This window comes from Pseudoroseomonas cervicalis, from assembly GCF_030818485.1.
GTDB lineage: Bacteria > Pseudomonadota > Alphaproteobacteria > Acetobacterales > Acetobacteraceae > Pseudoroseomonas > Pseudoroseomonas cervicalis_A.
The window spans coordinates 2,407,908-2,428,674 of the sequence record NZ_JAUTAJ010000004.1 but is presented as its reverse complement, the minus strand read 5'-3'; the positions used below and the strand labels follow the sequence as shown (position 1 = coordinate 2,428,674).

Genomic DNA, 20,767 nt, shown 5'->3' with positions numbered 1-20,767 from the left:
GCGGGGGAGGGACAAGCGGGACCGGCGCCATCGGCCCTGGCCCGTCCTGGGCGCCCCCCCCCGTTCCCTGCCGCCCGGTGGACAAGCGCCGCCCCCGGGGCGACAACCCGACGCGTCCGGATCGACCCTGCGATCGCGCCAAAGAAGGAATCTTGCCCATGCCCGTCACCCAACTCGGCAGCAGCGAAACCCTGCTGGAGGAGCTGCGCGGCTGGGTCGAGCATGAGACGCCGACCACCGACGCCGCCGCCATCAACGGGCTGATGGACAAGGCCGAGGCCGAACTCCGCGCCGTCGGCGCCCGCATCGAGCGCATCCCCGGCCGCGACGGCTATGGCGACCAGCTGGTGGCCCGCACCCCCGGCCAGGGCCGCCCCGTGCTGGTGGCCGGCCATCTCGACACGGTGTGGGACCACGGCACCCTGGCCAAGACCATCCCCTTCCGCCTGGAAGGCGAGAAGGCCTATGGCCCCGGCATCTACGACATGAAGGCGGGCAGCTTCTTCGCCTTCCACTCGGTGCGCGAGGTCCTGCGGCAGAAGACCGCGACGCGCGCGCCCATCACCCTGCTGCTGACCTCGGATGAGGAGGTGGGCAGCCCGACCAGCCGCGCTTTGATCGAGCGCGAGGCGGCCGGCGCCTGCGCCGTGCTGATCCCCGAGCCCGCCGGCGGGCCGCAGAAATGCTGCGTCACCGCGCGCAAGGGTGTCGGCCGCTTCACCGTGAAGGTGACGGGGCAGAGTGCGCATGCCGGCGGCAACTGGCAGGACGGTGCGAGTGCCATCGTCACCCTGGCGCGGCTGATCACCCAGATCCACGCGCTGGTCGACCTGCCCGGCGGCACCACGACGAATTGCGCGCCGATCTGGGGCGGCACCCGCCCCAACGTGATCCCGAACGAGGCCGGCTGCGAGGTGGATTTCCGCGTCGCCACCGCCGAGGACGGGGCGCGCATCGAGGCCGCCATCCTCGCCATGGCCGGGCCGCAGCCCGAGGGCACGAAGGTCGCCATCACCGGCGGCATGAACCGCCCGCCGATGGAGGAGGGGCCGGGCAATCTGGCGCTCTACGCCCGGGCGAAGGAGATCGCGGCGAAGCTCGGCTACGATTTGCCGAAGCAGCATCGCGGCGGCGGCTCGGACGGCAATTTCACCGCGGCGCTGGGTGTGCCGACGCTGGACGGCCTCGGCTGTTCCGGCGCCGGCGCGCATGCCGAGTTCGAGCACATCCTGTGGCCGGAGCTGGCGGCGCGCTGCGGCACGCTGTGCGAGCTCTTGGAGACGCTGGGGGATTGAGCCGGCCGGGGGTGCCCGGGCTTCCCGTCTCCGCGAGGGACTATCCCGCCACCCCCGCCCGCGCGCTAGAACGGGGCTGAGCGGGCCCGCCCCGCTGCCGCGCGGCGCGGCTTCCAGCGCCGCCTGACGGCCGGCCCGCGCGGGGCGGGCGCCGCCGGCCCCCGCCCCGCGGAGCGCGCGCATGGCCGAGGCCAGCCACCTCGCCCCCCTTCTGCAACCCATGCTGTTCCTGGGCGCCGCCGTGCTCGCCGTGCCGCTGGCCAAGCGGCTCGGCCTCGGCTCGGTGCTCGGCTACATCGCCGGCGGCATCGTCATCGGCCCGTCGGGACTCGGCCTGTTCGCCGACGACCCGGCCCGGCTCTCCGGCATCGCCGAGCTCGGCGTCGTGCTGCTGCTCTTCATCATCGGGCTGGAGCTCAATCTCGGCCGGCTCTGGGCCTTGCGGCGCGACATTTTCGGCCTGGGCACCGCGCAGGTGCTGGGCTGCGGCCTGGTGCTGGCGCTGCTGCCCTGGGCGGCCGGCGAGACCTTCCGCGCCAGCCTGGTGGCGGGGCTGGGCCTCGCCCTCTCCTCCACCGCCCTGGTGATGCCGCTGCTGGAGGAGCGGGGCGAGCTGGAGACGCCGCATGGCCGCACCGCCTTCGCCATCCTGCTGCTGCAGGACCTGGCCATCGTGCCGCTGCTGGCCCTCGTCGCCTTCCTCTCGCCGCGGGCGGTGGCGGCGGCGCATCCGGCCTGGGTGTCGGTGGCGCTGGGGGTGGGCGCCGTCGCCGTGGTGGTGCTGGCCGGGCGCTACCTGCTGAACCCGTTCTTCGCCCTGCTGGCCCGCTCCGGCGCGCGCGAGATCATGACGGCCGCCGCCCTGCTGGTGGTGCTGGGCGCCGCCGCGGTGATGGCGCTGGCCGGGCTGTCCATGGCGATGGGCGCCTTCCTGGCCGGGCTGCTGCTGGCCGAATCGAATTACCGGCACGAGCTGGAGGCGGATATCGAGCCCTTCCGCGGCCTGCTGCTCGGCCTGTTCTTCCTCACCGTCGGCATGGGGCTCGACCTGCGGCTGGTGCTGGCGCAGGCGCCGCTGCTGCTGCTGGGGACGCTGCTGCTGGTCGGGCTGAAGGCGCTGGCCACGCATCTGCTGGCGCGCGGCTTCGGCCACAAGCCGGCGACCGCGCTCCGCAACGCGCTGCTGCTCTCCCAGGCCGGCGAGTTCGGCTTCGTGCTCTACGCCACCGCCGTGGCGGCCGGGGTGATGCGGCCGGAGCTGGCCTCGCTGCTGGTGGCGATGGTCGTGTTGTCGATGGCGGTGACGCCGCCGCTGCTGCGCCTGGGGCCGGTGATCCTGCAGCGCTGCGGCCGCCCGATGCCGGCGGAGGAGGATTTCTCCGATGCCCGGGGCGATGTGCTGCTGGTGGGTTTCGGCCGCTTCGGCCAGCTGGTCTCCCAGGTGCTGCTGCGCCAGGGCTGTTCGCTGACCCTGCTCGACAATGACGTGCACCGCATCCAGGAGGCGGCGCGCTTCGGCGCCCGGGTGCATTATGGCGACGGCACCCGGCTCGAGGTGCTGCGCGCCGCCGGCGCCGGGCGGGCGCGGCTGATCCTGGTCTGCACCGACCGGCGCGAGGCCACCGACCGCATCGTCGGCGTGGTGCAGGAGGCCTTTCCCGGCACGCCCTGCCTGGCGCGCGCCTATGACCGCGTGCACGCGCTGGCGCTGATGCGCCAGGGCGTCGAGCGCCCGGTGCGCGAGACGGTGGAATCCGCCCTGCTGCTGGGGCGGGAGGCGCTGCTGGCGCTCGGCCTGCCGCGCGAGGAGGCGGAGGCGGTGGAGCAGCAGGTGCGCCAGCGCGACCGCGACCGGCTGGCGGCGGCGCAGGCTTTGGGCGGGCTGCAGGCGACGCCCGAGCCGCTGACCCCGCCGCGCCCGCGCCGGGCGCCGGGGGGCGCGCCGGAGGAGGTGCCGGCCGGGGCCGATTGAGGCCGGCCGCCCCGCCTCAGGCGCGCGCCGTCAGAACTCCACCGTGGCGCTGATCAGCTCATGGTCGCTCAGCGCCACGCCGTCCGGGCCAAGGGCGGCGGTCATGCGCGGCGCGCTCAGCCGGCAGCCCCGGGCGCAGAGCCAGTCCAGCTGCCGCGGCTTGCCCTCGCTCCACAGGCTGGGGCGCGTGCTGATCTGCGGCAGGTTGCCGGACCAGTCATAGCCGCGCGAACGGGCCAGGCCGAACAGCGCCTCCCCAGGGTCGTCCTGCCCGCCGGGGCCGACCGGGGTGTTCAAATCGCCGCCCAGCACCACCGGCAGGCCGCCGGCCAGATCGTCCAGCTCGTCGAGCAGCGCCGCCATCTGCCGCGCCCGCCCGGCGACATCGGTGTCGCTTTCCAGATGCACGCCGCAGCCGACGAATTCCTGCTCGCCATGGCGGAAGATGGCGGCCAGCGCCATGCGCGCGCCGATCCGCTGCTGCCCGCCGCGCGGCGAGACGAACCAGTCGGCCTCCGCCGGCAGGCGGATCAGCCGGACATCGCGGAAGGGCAGGGCGGAGAGGAAGCCATTGCCATGGAAGCCCAGCGCGTTGCCCGGCGGGTTGTCGGGGAATTCGACCGGGGCCGGCATGGTGGCGAGTTCCAGGAACTCGACGCCATAGGCGTAGCGCTGGCCCAGCGCCTCGGCCAGCAGGCGGGTGACGTGGCGCTGGCCGGTGCGGTGGCAGCCCTGGTCCAGCTCGGTCAGCAGGGAGAGGGACGCGCCCTCCCGCCGCAGCAGCGCCGCGCTCTCGGCCGGGAACAGCCCGCGCTCCAGGTTCCAGGCGGCGATGCGCAAGGGACCCGTCGGGGCGGGGCTGGCAGAGACGCCGCCCAGCTCGATCTGGCCGAAGGCGGGCAGGGCGGCCAGCGCCGCGTCATGCGCGGCCCTGCTCGCCGGCCCGTCCCGCAGCGCCTGGCGCTCGGCTTCGGGGATCTCGGACAGGCACAGCGTGGTGTCGGTGATCGGCATGGCGCCTGGCATGTCATGCGGCCCCGCGTCGGGGCAAGGGCGGGCGGGGCCGTGGCGCCGCGGCCAGCGGCCGGTTCAGCCGCCCATCAGCCTGTGGAACACCGACACCGCGGCGGCGAGCCGGTCCAGATGCACGCATTCGCGCGGCGAATGCGCCGTGTCCATCACATCGGGGCCGAGGATCAGGCAGGGCGCGATCTCCTGCAGCTCGCTGGCATCGGTGCCGAAGGGTCGGGTCTCGGCGGCATGGCCGGTGGCGGCCGCGGCGGCGCGCACCAGCGGATGGTCGGCCGGCATCTCGGGCGGGCGGCCCTGGCGCAGGATGGTGAGCTGGAGCCCGGCGCGCTGCGCCGCCGCCTCCACCGCCGCGACCACCGGGCTCGGATCGATGCTGCGGCTGTAGCGGAACTTGATGCGCGCGGTGGCCTTCGGCACCGTCACATTCACCGCCGCGCCATGATTGTCGAGGACCAGGTTGAAGTCGGAGAAGGGCGGCGCATAGGCCGCGTCATGCAGCGATTCGTCGCTGCGCAGCCGCTCGGCCAGCGCCTTCATCTCGGCGAGATAGGGGATCAGCGCCCAGTTGGCGTTGCGCCCGGTGCCCAGCGAGGAATGCGCCTGCACCCCCTCCGCCACCGCGATGAAGTCGATATTGCTGCGATGCCCGCGCACCGGCAGCATGCCCGTGGGCTCCGCCACGACGATGCCGGCGAGACCCGCCTGACGGGCCAGCGCCGAACGGTCGGCGATGGCGCGGGCGCCCTGCTTGGTCGTCTCCTCATCGGTGGTGATCAGCAGCGTCGCCGGACGATGCGCCGGCAGGGTTTTGGCCGCGATGATGCAGGCGGCGAGCGGCCCCTTCATGTCGACGGCGCCCAGCCCGTGCAGCACGCCCCCGTCATCGACGCGGCCCGCGAAGGGGTCCTCGGTCCAGCCGGTGTCGGGCACCGTGTCCATATGGCCGGACAGGGCGATGCCGCCCGTGGAGGCGCCCCCCACCGCCGGGCGATGCGCCACGATCACCTGCTTCGCCACCCCGGCCGAGTCCGTGTAGTCCAGCCGCTCCAGTTGGAAGCCGTCCAGCTCGGCGGCGATGCGGTCGGCGACCGCCCGGTTGGAGACGAAGCTGCGGCTGTCCAGGCGGACCAGGTCGGTGGCGAGGCGGGCGATGGCGTCGGTGCAGGGCATGGCTCCGGGGTATCTTGCCGCGCTGGCCTCGGCAAGCCAGGGTGGCGCGCCATGCATCACCCCGCCTATCTCGACCCCCGCTCCGGCCGTACCTGGCCGCTCTCCGAGCCGCGCTGGTGCGGGCCGGAGGGGCAGCCTTTGCTGCTGACCGACCTGCCCGGCATCGGCCGCGCCGACATCGCCGCCGGTGAGCGCAGCCTGTGGCGCTACGCCGCGGCGCTGCCCTTCCTGCCCGATGCGCGCATCAGCCTGGGCGAGGGCTGCACGCCGCTGCTGGCGCAGGAATGGGCCGGCGCGCCGGTGCGCTTCAAATGCGAATGGTTCATGCCGAGCGGCAGCTTCAAGGATCGCGGCGCCTCGGTGATGCTCTCCCTGCTGCGCCACCAGGGCATCGAGGCGGTGCTGGAGGACAGTTCCGGCAATGGCGGCGCCGCCATCGCCACCTATGCGGCGGCCGGCGGCATGCGGGCGAAGATCATGGTCCCGGCCTCCACCAGCCCGGCCAAGACGGTGCAGTCGCGCAGCCTCGGCGCCGAGATCACCCTGGTGCCGGGCAGCCGCCAGGATTGCGCCGACGCGGCCGAGGCGGAAGCCGCGAACATCTTCTATGCCAGCCACAACTGGCACCCCTTCTTCCTGCAGGGCACCAAGACGCTGGCCTATGAGCTGTGGGAGGACTTAGGCTTCCGCGCGCCGGACAATGTCATCATCCCCTGCGGCGCCGGCTCCAACGTGCTGGGCTGCGCCATCGGCTTCGGCGAGCTGCTGCGGGCGGGGCAGATCCGCCGCCTGCCGCGGCTGTTCGCGGCGCAGCCGGAGAATTGCGGCCCGATCGCCCGCGAATGGCTGGGCGAGGATGCGGCCGAGCCGATGCCCACCATCGCCGAGGGCACCGCGATCGCCCGCCCGATCCGCCGGGCCGAGGTGCTGCGCGCCCTGCGCGACAGCCAGGGTGGCGCCGTGCTGCTGAGCGAGAGCGAGATCGCCCGCGCCACGCGGGGGCTGGCCGAGCGCGGCCTCTATGTCGAGCCGACCTGCGCCCAGGCGGCGGCCGCCTTCGCCCGGCTGCTGGAAAGCGGCGAGATCCGCGAGGGCGAGACCAGCGTGGTGGTGCTGACCGGCTCCGGCCTGAAGGCGACGCAGCGCCATGCCGAGCTGGCCGGGCTGACGCTGGGCTGAGGGCGGGGCGGGGCCTCGCCCCGCCCGGCTGCGCCCGCGGCGCGGGCGGATTTGCTTTTCCCTGCCCGCGCCTGGAATATCCGCGACCCATGGGCGACTTCCTCGCCCGAAGGCCGCCCCGCCCCATGCGTATCCCCGATCTCGACCTCGATCTGCTGCGCTGCTTCGTGCAGGTGGCCGAGCGTGGCGGCTTCACCGCCGGCGCCGCAGCACTCGGCCTGACGCAATCCGCCGTCAGCCTGAAGGTGAAGCGGCTGGAGGAGCTGCTGCAGAAGCGCGTCTTCGAGCGCACCAGCCGCAGCGTGGCGCTGACGCGGGAGGGCGAGACGCTGCTCGCCTATGCCCGCCGCATGCTGGCGCTGAATGATGAGGCGGTGCGCCGGCTGGTGGCGCCGCCGGTGCGCGGGCGGCTGCGGCTTGGCGTCGCCGACCATTTCGTGCCGCGCAACCTGGCGCCGATCCTGGCCCGCTTCGCCCGTTCCTTCCCCGAGCTGCGGCTGGAGATCGAGGTCGGCCGCAGCCACGAGCTGCGCGCGGCGCAGGAGCGCGGCGCGCTCGACCTGGTGCTGGGCAAGCGCCGCGATGGCGAGACCGAGGGCCACCCGATCTGGACCGAGACCATCGTCTGGGTGGCGCCGCCGGGCTGGGAGGCGCCGACCGGCCGGCCGCTGCCGGTGGCCATGCTGCCGCAGGGCTGCATGTTCCGCGACCGCGCGCTCGCCGCGCTGGCCCGCGCCGGGATGGGGTTCGAGGTGGTCTATACCTCGGCCAGCCTGCTGGGCGTCGCCGCCGCCGCCCAGGCGGGGCTGGCGGCCACCGTGCTCGGCCGCTCCGGCCTGCCGGCCGGGCTGGTCGAGCATCCCGGCCTGCCGCCGCTGGGGGTGGCCGAGATGGCGGTGTTCGGCGACGCCACCGGCCAGACCCAGCTGGTCGAGCCGCTGATCGAGCTGATCCGCGACAGCATCGCCGGTGGTTGAGGGGGCTTTGCCCCCTCAAGCACCCCAGCAGGGGACAGGGTCCCCTGCACCCGCCATCAGTGGGGTCCCAACTGATGGGTTTCCAAAGGCCTCAGGCCTTTGGTGGGGAGTGAGAGGGGCAAAGCCCCTCTCAAGAGCGCCCCCGCCGGTGTTTGACAGGCCGCCAGGCCGGGCGCAGCTTTTCGCCTCTGCGAGAGGACCCCTGCCCATGCTTCCCGTCGGCACCGAAGCCGCCCCGCCGCCCAGCAAGGATTGGCGCATCATCGGCCTGATCGGCACCGGGCATTTCCTGTCGCATTTCTACATGCTCTGCCTGGCGCCGCTCTTCCCGCTCTGGAAGGAGGAGTTCGGCGTCTCCTATTTCGAGCTCGGCCTGTCGGTGGCGCTGATGGGCGCGGTGACCGCGGTGCTGCAGACGCCCGTGGGCTTTCTGGTCGACCGCCAGGGGGCGCGGCGCTACCTGGTGGGCGGCACGCTGCTGATGGCGCTGTCGATCTCCGCCATGGCGTTCGCGCCCAATTACTGGGTCATCCTGGGCCTGGCCGTGCTGTCAGGCCTCGGCAATTCCGTCATCCACCCGGCCGACTACGCCATCCTTGCGGGCAGCATCAACAAGGCGCGCATGGGCCGCGCCTTCGCCATGCACACCTTCACCGGCAATCTGGGCTTCGCGCTGGCCCCGCCGGTGATCCTGGCGCTGACCGCGCTGCTCGGCTGGCGCTCCGCCCTGCTGATGGTGGGGCTGATCGGCGTTCCGGTGGTGGGCGCCATCCTGCTGCAGAGCCGCGTGCTCTCCGACCAGCCGAAGCCCCGCGGCAAGACGGCCGAGGATGGCGTGCGCGCCCTGATGACCCGGCCGATGCTGCTGTTCTTCGCCTTCTTCCTGCTTTCCGCCATGGCGGGCTCCGGCATGCAGAGCTACGTCATCGCCGTGCTCGACCAGCTCTGGGCCATCCCGCCCGCCCAGGGCGCCTGGTCGCTCACCGGCTACATGGCCGGCGCCACCGCGGGCGTGCTGGTGGGCGGCTGGTTCGCCGACCGCTCGCGCCGCCACGGCACCTTCGTCGTTGGCCTCACCCTGGTCGCGGTGGCGCTGATCCTGCTGCTCGGCCTGCTGCCGCTGCCCTGGTTCGCCATGGCGCTGCTGGCCCTCGGCGCGGGCCTGGCGCTGGGTGCCAGCCGCACCCCGCGCGACGTCATGGTGAAGGACGCGGCGCCGCCGGGGCAGATCGGCAAGGTGTTCGGCTTCATCTCCTCCGGCCTGCCGCTGGGCGGCACGCTGACGCCGGTCTTCGGCCTGCTGCTGGATGCCGGGCTCGCCCATTGGGTGCTGCCGCTGGTGGCCGGCGTGCTGGCGCTGTCGCTGCTCTGCATGGGCAGCGCGCGCGGCAGCGCCCGCGCCGGCGGGCCGCAGCCGCAGCCGGCGGAATAGCCTGGCCCCGCCATGCCGAGCCTCGGCTTCCTGCTGGAAGCGCTGAACTGGACCGGATCGGCCACCTTCGCCGCCTCGGGCGCGCTGGTGGCCTCCCGCAAGCAGATGGACCCGGTGGGCTTCGTGCTGATCGCCGCCACCACCGCCTTTGGCGGCGGCACGGTGCGCGACCTGCTGCTGGGCCGCCCCGTCGCCTGGCTGAACACGCCGGGCCTGGTGCTGATGGCGGCCCTCGTCGCCCTGGTGCTGTTCTTCACCGCGCACCGGCTGGAACGCCGCTTCACCGCGCTGCTCTGGGCGGATGCGGTGGGCATGGCCGTCTTCGCCGTCAGCGGCGCGGAAGCCGCGCTCTCCGCCGGCGCCAGCCCCTGGGCGGCGATCCTGTTCGGCATGATGACGGCCACCTTCGGCGGCGCGCTGCGCGACGTCATCTGCGGCGAGCTGCCGCTGATCCTGCGCAAGGAGATCTATGCCACCGCCGCCGCCGCCGGCGCCGCCCTGTTCGTGGCGCTGACGCTGCTGGGCATGGAGCGCGGCCCCGCCGTGCTGGCCGGCATGGCGCTGGGCTTCGCCATCCGCGCCGCGGCGCTGCAACGCGGCTGGTCGCTGCCGGCCTACAAGCCGCGGCCGGGGCGGGATTATCCGGATTGAGGCGCAGGGTTTGAAGAAAGACGCCTGAATGAAAAAAGGCCGGGGGAATGAATTCCCCCGGACCCCCATCTTGTTTCTGTCAGCTGCCGGTCAGGGCCGGGACGGGATCGCTACCCTCAAAGCAGCCACTCCGGCCCAGCGCCGTGTCCCGCTTCTGAACAGGACAGCGGCAGCCTGACAAAAGTTAAATCTCGTCGTCGAAGCCGGTGTCGTCGGCGAAGGCGTCGTCGGCGAAGCCGGACTGGTCATCGGCCGGGAAGGCGTCCTGCGGCGCGGCGCCCGGATCGGTCCAGGGGCTGCTGGCGGGCACCGCTTCCTGGGCGAAATCGCCGACCGCGCCGGCGGCATTGGCCGCCTCGCTCGCCATGGCGGCGCCGCCGCCCGAGAAGGCGCTCATCAGCATGTTGCCGAGCACCATGCCACCGGCGACGCCGGCCGCGGTGGTCAGCGCGGTGCCGAGGAAGCCCGGGCCGCTGCGCTGCTGCATCATGCCGGGCGGCACCTGCTGCGGCGGCTGCATCGGCTGCGGCCGCGGCGACATCGGCACCGGGCGCTGCGCGCCGCCACCGAACATGCCGCCGAACAGGCCGCCACGGCTCTGCTGCGCGGCCTCGGCCTGGCGCTGGGTGTTCTCCAGCTGCCACTCCAGCTCCTGGATACGGTTCTGCGCCTGGACCAGCGCGTGCTCCTGCACGAAGGCGGTCTGGGTCAGGCGGTAGCGCGCCTCGGGATAGCGGGTGAACAGCTCGGAGATCAGCCGGTCCGCCTCAGGATCGACCGGCGGCAGCGGCGGGCGGGACTGGGTGGCCGGCACGCTGCTGCCACCCCAGGGCGAAGCCGCCGGCTGCGGGGCGCTGACCCCGGCCATGCGCTCCACGAAGGCGGTAATGATGCGGCGTTCTTCTTCGGTCATGTCGGATCCCCGATGGGGCCTTTCCCAGAACGGTTGCGTCCCGCACCCCGCCGATTCGCTGCGACCGGGCGCGAGCATCGCATCTGGCTCAGCCCTGGCCCGCTTTCAAGCGGAGATGAAAATCCGGACATGTTTTGTCACGGATCCCGCCGCCAGGATCGGTCACGATAGGGTTCAGGCCCCCTGGGACAGGCCGAGCCGCCCCCATTCGATCACCGGGCAGCGATCCATCACCGCGACCAGCCCGGCTTCGCGGGCGCGCTCCGCCGCCGCGGTGTCGATGACGCCGAGCTGCATCCACACGGCGCGGGCGCCGAGGCGGATGGCCTCGTCCACCACCGCGCCGGCCTCCTCGCTGCGGCGGAAGATGTCGACCAGGTCGAGCGGCGCCGCGGCCTCCAGGCTGGCGGCGACCGGGCTGCCATGCAGCCGCTGCCCGGCCAGGCCCGGATTGACCGGCGTGACATCGAAGCCGCGCCCGACCAGGAAGCCGGTGACACCATTGGATGGCCGCGCCGGATTGGCCGAGGCGCCGACCACGGCGATGCGGCGCGTGTCCAGCAGCAGCTTGCGGATCTGGTCGTCGCTGAGGCCGTCGATCGGCATGGCGGTCATTCCTGGCGGGGCGCGCCCGGCGCGGCCGGGGGCGTGGAGGGAGAAGGGGCGGGCGCCGCCGGGGCGGCGTCCGGCGCGGGCCGGGGCGTGGCCGGCCGGGCCGGGGCCTGGTCCGGGCCGGGCAGGGCCGGGGTTTCGCCCTCGGCCGCGGGCTCGCGATAGAGGATGCGCAGCGTGTCGGGCTCCACCGTCAGCGTGTAGTGGCGGCCATCGCCGGCGCGGGCGCGCTGGACCTTCCAGAACCCCTCCTCGCCGCTGATGGCGCCGAACTCGGTATAGCCGAGATTGCGCAAGGCGGCGCCGAGGCGGTTGCGCGCCTCCGGCTCCGGGGCGTCCAGGGCCGCGGCGGGGGTGCCCAGCAGCAGCAGGGCGAGGGCGATACGGGTGATCATCGCCGAGCCCAACGCGCGGCGCCGCCGCGGGTTGAGCGCGGGCGTGGCGAAGGGCGCCGGGCCACCCGCCATGCCGGCGGCAGGGGGCGCGGGGCCGGCCGGCTGGCCATCCCGCGCCCGCCTGCCATCAGTAGAGGACGACGCCGCGGATGCTCTCGCCCCGCGTCATCAGGTCGAAGCCCTCATTGATCTTCTCGAGCGGCATGGTGTGGGTGATCAGCTCGTCGATGTTGATCTTCCCGTCCATGTACCAGTCGACGATCTTCGGCACGTCGGTGCGGCCGCGCGCGCCGCCGAAGGCCGAGCCGATCCAGCGCCGGCCGGTGACCAGCTGGAAGGGCCGGGTCGAGATCTCCTGCCCCGCCGCCGCGACGCCGATGATGGTCGAGACGCCCCAGCCCTTGTGGCAGCATTCCAGCGCCTGGCGCATCAGCGTGGTGTTGCCGACGCATTCGAAGGAATAGTCGGCGCCGCCCTTGGTCAGCTCGACCAGGTGGCCGACCAGGTCGCCCTGCACCTCCTTCGGGTTGACGAAATGCGTCATGCCGAAGCGGCGGGCCATCGCCTCGCGCTCGGGGTTGATGTCGACGCCGACGATCATGTTGGCGCCGACCATCTTGGCGCCCTGGATGACGTTCAGCCCGATGCCGCCGAGCCCGAACACCACGACATTGGCGCCCGCCTCCACCTTGGCGGTGAACAGCACGGCGCCGAGGCCGGTGGTCACGCCGCAGCCGATGTAGCAGACCTTGTCGAAGGGCGCGTCTTCCCGGATTTTTGCGAGAGCGATCTCAGGCACCACCGTGTGGTTCGCGAAGGTGCTGGTGCCCATGTAGTGGTGGATGGGCTTGCCGTTGCAGGAGAAGCGGCTGGTGCCGTCCGGCATCTGGCCGCGGCCCTGCGTCACGCGGATCTTCTGGCACAGATTGGTCTTCTGGCTGAGGCAGTAGTCGCATTCGCGGCATTCCGGCGTGTAGAGCGGAATGACATGGTCGCCCTTGCGCAGCGACTTCACCCCCGGGCCGACATCGACGACGATGCCGGCGCCCTCATGGCCCAGGATGCTCGGAAAGATGCCCTCCGGATCGGCGCCGGAGAGGGTGTATTTGTCGGTGTGGCACAGGCCGGTGGCCTTGATCTCCACCAGCACCTCGCCCTCGCGCGGGCCTTCCAGATCGACCTCCTCGATCGACAGCGGCTTGCCGGCTTCCCAGGCGACGGCGGCGCGGGTCTTCATGGGGTGTTCTCCTCGGCCAGGGGAAAGATCAGGGTACGGGTATCGCGCGTGTCCTCGCACGTCTTGTTCCGGCGAGGAAGGTGGTCATCTTTTCCGGTATGCGAATCCCCTTTCTCGACCGCCGCCCGCGCGTGGCGCTGGTGCGGCTTTCCGGGCTGATCGCGGCGCGCGGCGGCGGAATCGGCCCCGCCGGGCTCAGCCTGGAGGGCGTGGCCCCCGTGCTGGAGCGCGCCTTCGCCCTGAAGCGGCTGGCCGGCGTGGTGCTGGTCATCAACTCGCCCGGCGGCTCGCCGGTGCAGTCCAGCCTGATCGCCGCCCGCATCCGCGCTTTGGCCGAGGAGAAGAAGGTCCCGGTCATCGCCTGCGTCGAGGATGCGGCGGCCTCGGGCGGCTACTGGCTGGCCTGCGCGGCGGATGAGATCGTCGCCGACCCCTCCAGCATCGTGGGCTCGATCGGCGTCATCTCGGCGAGCTTCGGGCTGGAGGAGCTGGCGGCCAAGCTCGGCGTCGAGCGGCGGCTGACCACGGCGGGCGGGCAGAAATCCTTCCTCGACCCGTTCCGCCCGGTGGAGCCCTGGCAGCAGGCGCGGCTGGAGGAGCTGCTCGCCGCGCTGCACGAGGAGTTCAAGGCCTGGGTGCGCGGCCGCCGCGCCGCCCATCTGGCGGCGCCGGAGGAGGCACTGTTCAATGGCCGCTTCTGGACGGGGCGGGAGGCGCTGCCGCTCGGCCTGATTGACCGGCTGGGCGATGCGCAATCCGAGATCCGTCGCCGCTTCGGTGAGAAGACCCCGGTCATCCCCTTCGGCCCGAAACGCCCGCCCTTGCCCATGCGCCTGCTGCGCGGGGCGATGGCGGTGGTGGAGGAGCGGATGGCCTGGGGGAGTATAGGATTGTAAAAATTAAGGGTTCTTTTTTGAAAAAAAGAACCAAAAAACTTTTGTTCATTGGCGTCCCGCTTATGGCCTGAAGCGGGACGCCAAACTGAAAAAGTCTTTTTGCTTCTTTTTCTTCAGAAAAAGAAGATTCTTGAATGACACAGGAAAAACCCATGCCGCTTGATCCCCGCCTCGACCGCTTGGCCGAGATTGCTGTCCATGTCGGTCTCGGCGGGCTGAAGCCCGGGCAGGAGCTGGTGATGACCGCCTCGGTGGAGGCGCTGCCGCTGGTGCGGCGCATCACCGAGCATGCCTACAAGGCCGGTGCCTCGCTGGTGACGACGCTGTTCTCCGACGATGAATGCAGCCTGGCGCGCTACCGCTTCGCCGCCGATGGCAGCTTCGACGTTGCCCCGGGCTGGATGTTCGAGGGCATGGCGGCCGCCTTCCGCGGCGGCGCCGCGCGGCTGGCCGTGGTGGGGGAGGACCCGAACCTGCTGGCCGGCCAGGATGCCGAGAAGGTGGCGCGCGCCAACCGCGCCCGCTCCCAGGCCTATCGCCCGGCGCTGGAGCTGATCACCGCCTCGGCCATCAACTGGACGCTGGTGCCCTTCGCCTCCGCCGCCTGGGCCCGCGCCGTCTTCCCCGACGCCACACCGGACCAGGCGGTCGAGAAGCTGTGGAACGCGCTCTACGCCAGCACGCGCGTCGACCAGCCCGACCCGAAGGCCGCCTGGGCGGCGCACAACGCGGCGCTGATGACCCGCCGCCGCATGCTGAACGAGAAGCGCTTCCGCGCCCTGCATTTCTCCGGCCCCGGCACCGATCTGACGGTGGGGCTGGCCGACAACCACGCCTGGATGGGCGGCTCCTCCAAGGCGGCGAACGGCATCACCGGCAACCCGAACATCCCGACCGAGGAGGTGTTCACCACCCCGCATGCCGGCATGACGGAGGGCACCGTCTCCGCCACCAAGCCGCTGGCGCATCAGGGCACGCTGATCCGCGACATCCGCGTGCGCTTTGCGGAGGGCAAGATCGTCGAGGCGCAGGCCAGCGCCGGTGACGCGGTGCTGCAGAAGATGATCTCGACCGATGAGGGCGCCCGCCGCCTGGGCGAGGTCGCGCTGGTGCCGCATTCCTCGCCGATCTCGCAGAGTGGGCTGCTCTTCTTCAACACGCTGTTCGACGAGAACGCGGCCAGCCACATCGCCCTCGGCCAGGCCTACAAGAAGTGCTTCACCGATTCCGAGAGCATGAGCGACGCCGACTTCGCCGCGCGCGGCGGCAATTCCAGCCTGATCCATGTGGACTGGATGATCGGCTCGGCCGAAGTGGATGTGGACGGCATCCGCTTCGATGGCGGGCGGGAGCCGGTGATGCGCAGGGGGGAGTGGGTTTAAGCCAGGAAAAAGTCAGGGGCTCTGCCCCTGACCCCGCCGGGGTGGCAGGGCCACCCCGGACCCCGCCTTCAGTTCAGGATGCGCTGCACGAACAGCGCGGGCTGGCCATAGCAATCCTGGTGGTTCAGCGGGCGGGCCACGCCGTCGCGCTCCACCAGGAAGCTCGGGAAGCCGCCGGCGCCGATGCGCTGCATCAGCCCGCGCGTCGTCTCGATGTGACGGTCCACCGGCGCGGCTTCCAGCGCCGGCAGGAATTCCGCCGGCGCCACGCCCAGGCCCTCGGCCAGCCGCGCCAGCACCGGCGTCTCGATCACAGCCTGCCCCTCGACATAATGCGCGCGCTGGATGGCGCGCAGCATCGGCAGGGCCTGCGCCTCCGGCACCGCCAGCAGGGCGGCGATGATGGGGCGGGAGTGGAAGCGCGTCGCCGGGTCCTGCAGCAGCCCCTGGAGATAGGCCTCGCCGAAGGGCTGGCCGGTCATCGCCGCGATGCGCGCATCCGCCTGCGCGATCATCGCGCGCTTGGCCGGCGGCAAGGCGGTCGGGCTGTGCCACAGCCCGCCGCCATGCAGCCGCACCGGGATGCCCGCCGCCGCCGCGGCCTCCACCAGGGGGGAGGCCGCGTAGCACCAGCCGCAGAGCGGGTCGTGGATGTAGTGCAGAACGGGCATCAATAGCCCACGGTGAAGCGGCGCCGGATGTGCTTCGGCTGCTCGATCTCGTCGGCCAGCGCGATGGCGTAATCCTCGAAGGAGATCCGGCTGTCGCCCTTCGCATCCACCAGCAGCTGGTCGGTGCCGAGGCGGAACTGCCCGGTGCGCTCGCCCGGCACGAACCAGGCGGAGGGGGAGAGGAAGGTCCAGTCCAGCGCCTCCTCCCGCTTCAGCCGGTCGAGGAAGGCGCCGCCGGCGCGGGCCTCCTGCAGATAGGCGGTGGGGAAATCGGGGGTGTCGAACAGCTTCACGCCCGGCGCCACCTCCAGGCTGCCGGCGCCGCCCACCACCAGGTAGCGCGCGACCCCCGCCTGCTTCACCGCGGCGATCAGCTTCTCCGGGTCGCTCACCGAGAAATGGATGCTGCTGACCACCGCGTCATGCCCCGCCAGCAGTGGCGCCAGCGCGGCCGGGTCCGCGGCGTCGCCCGCCTGGGCGGTGACGCCAGGCAGCGAGGCGATCTTGCCCGGGTCGCGGGCGATGGCGGTGACCTGATGGCCGCGGGCGGAGAGCTCGGCCAGGATGCGGCTGCCGGCCTGGCCGGAGGCGCCGATGAGAGCGATGCGCATGGCGTGGTGTCCTGAAGGGTGGTATCTGATGGAAACCAGATATGCGACATCCGCCCGGATGTGGAAGAAGGCACTTTCGGCCTATCTGGTAGGGCCAAGGTAACCGACCCGGAGGCGCGCCATGCAGAATGGCGATCTGTTCGACCCCAACTGCCCGACGCGCTTGGTGCTGGACCGCATCGCCGACAAATGGACGGTGATGCTGCTGCTGTTGCTGGTGCGCGGCGGGCCGCAGCGTTTCAGCGCGCTGCGGCGGGCCACGGGCATCACCCAGAAGGTGCTGTCCCAGGCGCTGCGCCGGCTGGAGCGGGATGGCTTCGTCAGCCGCCAGGTCTTCCCGACCGTGCCGGTGACGGTGGAATACGCCATCACCCCGCTGGGTGCCGATCTGGCGCGGGCGCTGGACACGCTGCGCGACTGGGCGGAGGCGCGGATCGGCGCCGTGCTGGCGGCGCAGCGGCGCTATGACGCGGCGGTGCCGGAGCTGGCAGCAGAGTAGGAGAAGGGTTCTTTTTTGAAAAAAAGAACCAAAAAACTTCTGTCAGTGGGCGTCCCGCTGATGGCCTGATGCGGGACACCAAACTGAAAGAAGTCTTTTTGCTTCTTTTTCTTCAGAAAAAGAAGAACTTAACCCCCAACCTGCGCAATCCAGTCCTGCAGGTTGTAGTAGTTGGACACCCGCGCGATCTTGCCGTCCCGCACCTCGAAGAAGGCGCCGGCGGGCAGGATGTATTCCTGGCCCTTGGCCTCGGGCAGGCCGGCATCGGTGGCCAGGTAGGCGCCATGCACGGTGAACTCGGCGGCGGCGCGGCGGCCATTCTCGCCCACCATCACCACCATGTCGCGCAGCTGCTCACGGTAATGCGCATTCATCCGCAGCATGAAGGCGCGGAAGGCCGCGATGCCGGTCTCGCGCGAGCCCTGGTTGATGTCATGGGCCACATCCTCGGTCAGCAGGGCCAGCATCGCCTCGACATCGCCGGCGTTGAACGCGGCGTAGTAGGAGCGGATCAGCGTCTCGGTGGCAGCCATGTGCTCGGGGCCCTTCCTTGCCGGGGGGTGGGGCGGGTCTTATGGTGCGGCGCATAACACGGCCGCAAGCCCAAGACATCATGACCGAGACGCTGCAGACCTCCGGACTCCCCACCCAGAAGCCCGGGAAGCCCCTCAGCTTCCAGGACATCATCCTGACCCTGCACCGCTTCTGGAGCGCGCAGGGCTGCGTGATTTTGCAGCCCTACGACATGGAAATGGGCGCCGGCACCTTCCACCCGGCGACGACGCTGCGCGCGCTGGGGCCGAAGGACTGGAAGGCGGCCTATGTGCAGCCCTCCCGCCGCCCGGCCGATGGCCGCTATGGCGAGAACCCGAACCGGCTGCAGCACTACTACCAGTACCAGGTGATCCTGAAGCCGAGCCCGGCCGACCCGCAGGCGCTGCTGATCGAGAGCTACAAGGCGCTCGGCATCGACCCGGCCCTGCATGACATCCGCTTCGTCGAGGATGACTGGGAGAGCCCGACGCTGGGCGCCTGGGGCCTGGGCTGGGAGGTCTGGTGCGACGGCATGGAGGTGACGCAGTTCACCTATTTCCAGCAGGTCGGCGGCATCCCGGTGGAGAAGCCCTGCGCCGAGCTGACCTATGGGCTGGAGCGCCTGGCCATGTACATCCAGGGCGTCGAGAACGTCTACGACCTGGATTTCAACGGCCAGGGCGTGACCTATGGCGAGGTCTTCCTGCGCGCGGAGAAGGAATTCTCGGCGTTCAATTTCGAGCACGCCGACACCGCCCTGCTGTTCCAGCACTTCAAGGACGCGGAAGGCGAATGCGCCGCGCTGGTCGAGAAGAATTTGGCCCTGCCGGCCTATGACCAGTGCATCAAGGCCAGCCACGCCTTCAACCTGCTGGACGCCCGCGGCGCCATCAGCGTGACCGAGCGCGCCGCCTATATCGGCCGCGTCCGCGCCCTGGCGAAGCGCTGCTGCGAGACCTGGCTGGCCGGCGGCTGAGCCGGCGCAGCCCAGAAAAACTGCCATGCTGGCGCCCGAATCCCGCGCCAGTCTTCCATCCGGCCCCATCCCCGCAAGGCCCCTAATGCCCGAACTCCTGCTCGAACTCTTCTCCGAGGAAATCCCCGCCCGCATGCAGGCGCGCGCGGCCGAGGATCTGTCGCGCCTGATGGGCGAGGCGCTGAAGGGCGCGGGCCTGGCGCCGCAGGGCGTGCGGGTGTTCCACGGCCCCCGCCGGCTGACCCTGCTGGCCGAGCTGCCCGCCGCCACCGAGGCGGTGCAGGAGGAGCTGGCCGGCCCCGCGCCGGAGGCGCCGGACCGGGCGCTGGCCGGTTTCCTGGGCAAGCTCGGCCTGGGCGAGGCGCTGGTGCCGAAGCTGCGCGAGGCCGCCGCCACGGCCGGCGAGGGCGAGACGCTGCTGCATGCCGAGGGCGCCGTGACCCTGGTGCTGCGGCGGGAGAAGAAGGGGGGCAAGCTGCTCGGCCGCAGCGCCCGCCCGGCGGTGCCGACCGGCGCGCTGCTGGCCGAGATCATCCCCGGCATCCTGCGCCGCTTCCCCTGGCCGAAATCGATGCGCTGGGGCGGCACCAGCAACTTCGTCTGGGTGCGGCCGCTGAAGCGCATCCTCTGCCTGTTCGATGGCGCCGTCGTCCCCTTCACCCTGGTGCAGGGCGAGGATGACGGGCATGGCCTTTCCAGCGCCGACCGCACCGAGGGGCACCGTATCCTCTCCTCCGGGGATTTCGCGGTGCACAATTTCGCCGATTACGCGGCGCAACTCGCGGCGCGCCATGTCGTTCTGGACCCCGTCGAGCGCGCCAAGCTGGTGCGTGACGGCGTGGCGGCGCTGGCCGCCGCGGAGGGGGTCGAGGTGGTGCCTGACGAGGGGCTGGTGGCGGAGGTGGCTGGTCTGGTGGAGTGGCCCGTGCCGCTGCTCGGCCGCATCGACGACGCCTTCATGGATCTGCCGCCGGAGCTGATGCGCACCACCATGCGCGTCAACCAGCGCTATTTCGCCCTGCGCCGGCCCGATGGCACGGCCGCGCCCTGCTTCGCCCTGGTCTCCAACATCGCCGCCACCGATGGCGGCCGCGCGGTCGCCGGCGGCAATGAGCGGGTGCTGCGCGCCCGCCTCTCCGATGCCCGTTTCTTCTGGGACCTCGACCGCAAGCAGGCGCTGGAGAGCTTCCTGCCGAAGCTGGACAGCGTGGTGTTCCACGCCAAGCTCGGCACCCAGGGGCAGCGCGTGGCGCGGCTGGAGCGCCTGGCCGCCTGGCTGGCGCCGAAGCTCGGCGCCGATGCGGCGCTCGCCGCCCGCGCGGCGAAACTGGCCAAGGCCGACCTCGCCACCGGGCTGGTGGGCGAATTCCCGGAACTCCAGGGCATCATCGGCCGCTACTACGCGGTGAAGGATGGCGAGGACTCCCGAGTTGCCGAGGCGATCGCGGCGCATTACCGCCCGGCCGGCCCCGGTGACGCCGTGCCGGCCGAGCCCGTCGCGATCGCCGTCGCGTTGGCCGACAAGCTGGACCAGCTGGCCGGCTTCTTCGCGGTGGGCGAGAAGCCGACCGGCTCGGGCGATCCCTTCGCGCTGCGCCGCGCGGCGCTCGGCATCATCCGCATCCTGCGCGAGAACGGGCTGCGACTCGACCTGGCCGACGCGCTGGCCGAGGCCTTCTTCGGCTTCCCGCAGGCGGTCGGCAGCACCGCCGAGCCGGAATTCGGCATGGCGGTGGCGCAGGAGGCGATGAAGGCCGGCTTCCAGCCCGACCCGAAATCGGCCCACCCGCCGATGGTCGCGGCCTTCGCCGCCGGGCTGCTCGACTTCCTGGCCGAGCGGCTGCGCGTGCAGCTGCGCGCCGAGGGCGAGCGGCATGACGTGCTGGCTGCCGTCCTGCCGGCCGGTGGCGCCGATCTGGTGCGCCTGCTGGCCCGCGCCAGCGCGCTGCGCGGCTTCCTGGAGGGCGAGGACGGCGCCAATCTGCTGGCCGCCTCTCGCCGCGCCGCCAACATCCTGCGCATCGAGGACAAGAAGGACGGTCCGCACCGCCCCGAGACCGATGCCGCGCTGCTGGTGGCCGAGGAGGAGAAGGCGCTCTCCGCCGCGCTGGACGAGGCGCTGCCGCGCGCCCGCGCGGCGCTGGCGGCTGAGGACGACACCGCGGCCATGGCCGCGCTCGCCACGCTGCGGGCGCCGGTGGATGCCTTCTTCGACAAGGTGGTGGTAAACGATCCGGAGGCGAAACTCCGGCGCAACCGTCTGGGCCTGCTGGCCCGGCTGCGGTCGGCGATCGACCAGGTTGCGGACTTCTCCAAGATCGAAGGCTGAAGGA

At 71.8% G+C, this 20,767-nt stretch carries 20 protein-coding genes; 11 read left to right on the top strand and 9 right to left on the bottom strand.

What is annotated here, in order from left to right:
* Positions 1 to 158: 158 nt before the first annotated feature.
* A complete protein-coding gene (locus QE401_RS15295) occupies positions 159 to 1,295 on the top strand; it encodes a M20 family metallopeptidase (protein WP_307139027.1) in 1,137 nt (378 codons plus the stop codon).
* Positions 1,296 to 1,476: 181 nt separating this feature from the next.
* Positions 1,477 to 3,267: a monovalent cation:proton antiporter-2 (CPA2) family protein gene (locus QE401_RS15290; RefSeq protein ID WP_307139026.1), complete on the top strand. Its 1,791-nt coding sequence runs from the start codon at positions 1,477 to 1,479 to the stop codon at positions 3,265 to 3,267.
* Positions 3,268 to 3,297: 30 nt separating this feature from the next.
* On the opposite strand, the gene QE401_RS15285 is transcribed toward QE401_RS15290, so the two are convergent.
* Together QE401_RS15285 and QE401_RS15280 are read right to left on the bottom strand one after the other, a co-directional pair.
* Positions 3,298 to 4,281 (bottom strand): endonuclease/exonuclease/phosphatase family protein, encoded by a 984-nt coding sequence (locus QE401_RS15285; protein ID WP_307139025.1) that lies wholly within the window; start codon positions 4,279 to 4,281, stop codon positions 3,298 to 3,300.
* Between the two features lie 75 nt (positions 4,282 to 4,356).
* Entirely contained in the window at positions 4,357 to 5,469 is a 1,113-nt protein-coding gene (locus tag QE401_RS15280) for a M20 family metallopeptidase (protein WP_307139024.1), read from the bottom strand.
* A 51-nt stretch (positions 5,470 to 5,520) separates the two neighbouring features.
* Between QE401_RS15280 and QE401_RS15275 the strand changes: the two genes are divergently transcribed.
* The 4 genes from QE401_RS15275 to QE401_RS15260 all read left to right on the top strand — a co-directional run bounded on the left by QE401_RS15275 (position 5,521) and on the right by QE401_RS15260 (position 9,708).
* Positions 5,521 to 6,648 carry a threonine synthase gene (locus QE401_RS15275; RefSeq protein WP_307139023.1) on the top strand — a complete coding sequence of 376 codons (1,128 nt, stop codon included), beginning with the start codon at positions 5,521 to 5,523 and terminating at the stop codon, positions 6,646 to 6,648.
* Positions 6,649 to 6,773: 125 nt separating this feature from the next.
* Entirely contained in the window at positions 6,774 to 7,625 is an 852-nt protein-coding gene (locus QE401_RS15270; RefSeq protein WP_307139022.1) for a LysR family transcriptional regulator, read from the top strand.
* Between the two features lie 208 nt (positions 7,626 to 7,833).
* Positions 7,834 to 9,057, top strand: coding sequence for an MFS transporter (locus tag QE401_RS15265; protein ID WP_307139021.1), 1,224 nt, complete (start codon positions 7,834 to 7,836; stop codon positions 9,055 to 9,057).
* A 12-nt stretch (positions 9,058 to 9,069) separates the two neighbouring features.
* Positions 9,070 to 9,708: a trimeric intracellular cation channel family protein gene (locus QE401_RS15260; RefSeq protein ID WP_307139020.1), complete on the top strand. Its 639-nt coding sequence runs from the start codon at positions 9,070 to 9,072 to the stop codon at positions 9,706 to 9,708.
* 184 nt (positions 9,709 to 9,892) lie between these two features.
* On the opposite strand, the gene QE401_RS15255 is transcribed toward QE401_RS15260, so the two are convergent.
* From QE401_RS15255 to QE401_RS15240, 4 genes are all read right to left on the bottom strand, one after another.
* Positions 9,893 to 10,621: a DUF2076 domain-containing protein gene (locus QE401_RS15255; RefSeq protein ID WP_307139019.1), complete on the bottom strand. Its 729-nt coding sequence runs from the start codon at positions 10,619 to 10,621 to the stop codon at positions 9,893 to 9,895.
* Between the two features lie 174 nt (positions 10,622 to 10,795).
* A complete protein-coding gene (locus QE401_RS15250) occupies positions 10,796 to 11,227 on the bottom strand; it encodes a CoA-binding protein (RefSeq protein ID WP_307139018.1) in 432 nt (143 codons plus the stop codon).
* Positions 11,228 to 11,232: 5 nt separating this feature from the next.
* Positions 11,233 to 11,628: a hypothetical protein gene (locus QE401_RS15245; protein ID WP_307139017.1), complete on the bottom strand. Its 396-nt coding sequence runs from the start codon at positions 11,626 to 11,628 to the stop codon at positions 11,233 to 11,235.
* Between the two features lie 127 nt (positions 11,629 to 11,755).
* Positions 11,756 to 12,865, bottom strand: coding sequence for an S-(hydroxymethyl)glutathione dehydrogenase/class III alcohol dehydrogenase (locus QE401_RS15240; RefSeq protein WP_307139016.1), 1,110 nt, complete (start codon positions 12,863 to 12,865; stop codon positions 11,756 to 11,758).
* A gap of 98 nt (positions 12,866 to 12,963) precedes the next feature.
* On the opposite strand from QE401_RS15240, the gene QE401_RS15235 reads away from it, so the two are divergent.
* Positions 12,964 to 13,761 carry a S49 family peptidase gene (locus tag QE401_RS15235; protein ID WP_307139015.1) on the top strand — a complete coding sequence of 266 codons (798 nt, stop codon included), beginning with the start codon at positions 12,964 to 12,966 and terminating at the stop codon, positions 13,759 to 13,761.
* Between the two features lie 152 nt (positions 13,762 to 13,913).
* Entirely contained in the window at positions 13,914 to 15,143 is a 1,230-nt protein-coding gene (locus QE401_RS15230; RefSeq protein WP_307139014.1) for an aminopeptidase, read from the top strand.
* Positions 15,144 to 15,211: 68 nt separating this feature from the next.
* On the opposite strand, the gene QE401_RS15225 is transcribed toward QE401_RS15230, so the two are convergent.
* Both QE401_RS15225 and QE401_RS15220 read right to left on the bottom strand, forming a co-directional pair.
* The gene (locus QE401_RS15225; protein WP_307139013.1) at positions 15,212 to 15,814 is read right to left on the bottom strand and encodes a DsbA family protein; all 603 of its coding nucleotides are present in this window, start codon (positions 15,812 to 15,814) and stop codon (positions 15,212 to 15,214) included.
* A complete protein-coding gene (locus tag QE401_RS15220) occupies positions 15,814 to 16,425 on the bottom strand; it encodes an NAD(P)-dependent oxidoreductase (protein WP_307139012.1) in 612 nt (203 codons plus the stop codon). Before QE401_RS15220 ends, QE401_RS15225 begins: the two co-directional genes overlap by 1 nt.
* A 121-nt stretch (positions 16,426 to 16,546) precedes the next feature.
* Between QE401_RS15220 and QE401_RS15215 the strand changes: the two genes are divergently transcribed.
* On the top strand, positions 16,547 to 16,924 hold the full coding sequence (locus tag QE401_RS15215) for a winged helix-turn-helix transcriptional regulator (protein ID WP_307139011.1): 378 nt from the start codon (positions 16,547 to 16,549) through the stop codon (positions 16,922 to 16,924).
* A gap of 128 nt (positions 16,925 to 17,052) precedes the next feature.
* Here QE401_RS15215 and QE401_RS15210 read toward each other — a convergent pair whose 3' ends face one another.
* Positions 17,053 to 17,457 (bottom strand): ketosteroid isomerase-related protein, encoded by a 405-nt coding sequence (locus QE401_RS15210; RefSeq protein WP_307139010.1) that lies wholly within the window; start codon positions 17,455 to 17,457, stop codon positions 17,053 to 17,055.
* 80 nt (positions 17,458 to 17,537) lie between these two features.
* Here QE401_RS15210 and QE401_RS15205 point away from each other — a divergent pair, with 80 nt between their 5' ends.
* Entirely contained in the window at positions 17,538 to 18,434 is an 897-nt protein-coding gene (locus QE401_RS15205; protein WP_307139009.1) for a glycine--tRNA ligase subunit alpha, read from the top strand.
* An 85-nt stretch (positions 18,435 to 18,519) separates the two neighbouring features.
* Entirely contained in the window at positions 18,520 to 20,763 is a 2,244-nt protein-coding gene (gene glyS, locus QE401_RS15200) for a glycine--tRNA ligase subunit beta (RefSeq protein WP_307139008.1), read from the top strand.
* Positions 20,764 to 20,767 lie beyond the last annotated feature (4 nt).

Coding starts and splice junctions, on each gene's coding strand:
- QE401_RS15225 (WP_307139013.1), bottom strand. CDS start 15,814: ATGCCCGTTCTGCACTACATCCACGACCCGCTCTGCGGCTGGTGCTAC.
- QE401_RS15290 (WP_307139026.1), top strand. CDS start 1,477: ATGGCCGAGGCCAGCCACCTCGCCCCCCTTCTGCAACCCATGCTGTTC.
- QE401_RS15235 (WP_307139015.1), top strand. CDS start 12,964: ATGCGAATCCCCTTTCTCGACCGCCGCCCGCGCGTGGCGCTGGTGCGG.
- QE401_RS15285 (WP_307139025.1), bottom strand. CDS start 4,281: ATGCCGATCACCGACACCACGCTGTGCCTGTCCGAGATCCCCGAAGCC.
- QE401_RS15245 (WP_307139017.1), bottom strand. CDS start 11,628: ATGATCACCCGTATCGCCCTCGCCCTGCTGCTGCTGGGCACCCCCGCC.
- QE401_RS15260 (WP_307139020.1), top strand. CDS start 9,070: ATGCCGAGCCTCGGCTTCCTGCTGGAAGCGCTGAACTGGACCGGATCG.
- QE401_RS15270 (WP_307139022.1), top strand. CDS start 6,774: ATGCGTATCCCCGATCTCGACCTCGATCTGCTGCGCTGCTTCGTGCAG.
- QE401_RS15230 (WP_307139014.1), top strand. CDS start 13,914: ATGCCGCTTGATCCCCGCCTCGACCGCTTGGCCGAGATTGCTGTCCAT.
- QE401_RS15295 (WP_307139027.1), top strand. CDS start 159: ATGCCCGTCACCCAACTCGGCAGCAGCGAAACCCTGCTGGAGGAGCTG.
- QE401_RS15240 (WP_307139016.1), bottom strand. CDS start 12,865: ATGAAGACCCGCGCCGCCGTCGCCTGGGAAGCCGGCAAGCCGCTGTCG.
- QE401_RS15220 (WP_307139012.1), bottom strand. CDS start 16,425: ATGCGCATCGCTCTCATCGGCGCCTCCGGCCAGGCCGGCAGCCGCATC.
- glyS (WP_307139008.1), top strand. CDS start 18,520: ATGCCCGAACTCCTGCTCGAACTCTTCTCCGAGGAAATCCCCGCCCGC.
- QE401_RS15280 (WP_307139024.1), bottom strand. CDS start 5,469: ATGCCCTGCACCGACGCCATCGCCCGCCTCGCCACCGACCTGGTCCGC.
- QE401_RS15275 (WP_307139023.1), top strand. CDS start 5,521: ATGCATCACCCCGCCTATCTCGACCCCCGCTCCGGCCGTACCTGGCCG.
- QE401_RS15265 (WP_307139021.1), top strand. CDS start 7,834: ATGCTTCCCGTCGGCACCGAAGCCGCCCCGCCGCCCAGCAAGGATTGG.
- QE401_RS15210 (WP_307139010.1), bottom strand. CDS start 17,457: ATGGCTGCCACCGAGACGCTGATCCGCTCCTACTACGCCGCGTTCAAC.
- QE401_RS15215 (WP_307139011.1), top strand. CDS start 16,547: ATGCAGAATGGCGATCTGTTCGACCCCAACTGCCCGACGCGCTTGGTG.
- QE401_RS15255 (WP_307139019.1), bottom strand. CDS start 10,621: ATGACCGAAGAAGAACGCCGCATCATTACCGCCTTCGTGGAGCGCATG.
- QE401_RS15205 (WP_307139009.1), top strand. CDS start 17,538: ATGACCGAGACGCTGCAGACCTCCGGACTCCCCACCCAGAAGCCCGGG.
- QE401_RS15250 (WP_307139018.1), bottom strand. CDS start 11,227: ATGCCGATCGACGGCCTCAGCGACGACCAGATCCGCAAGCTGCTGCTG.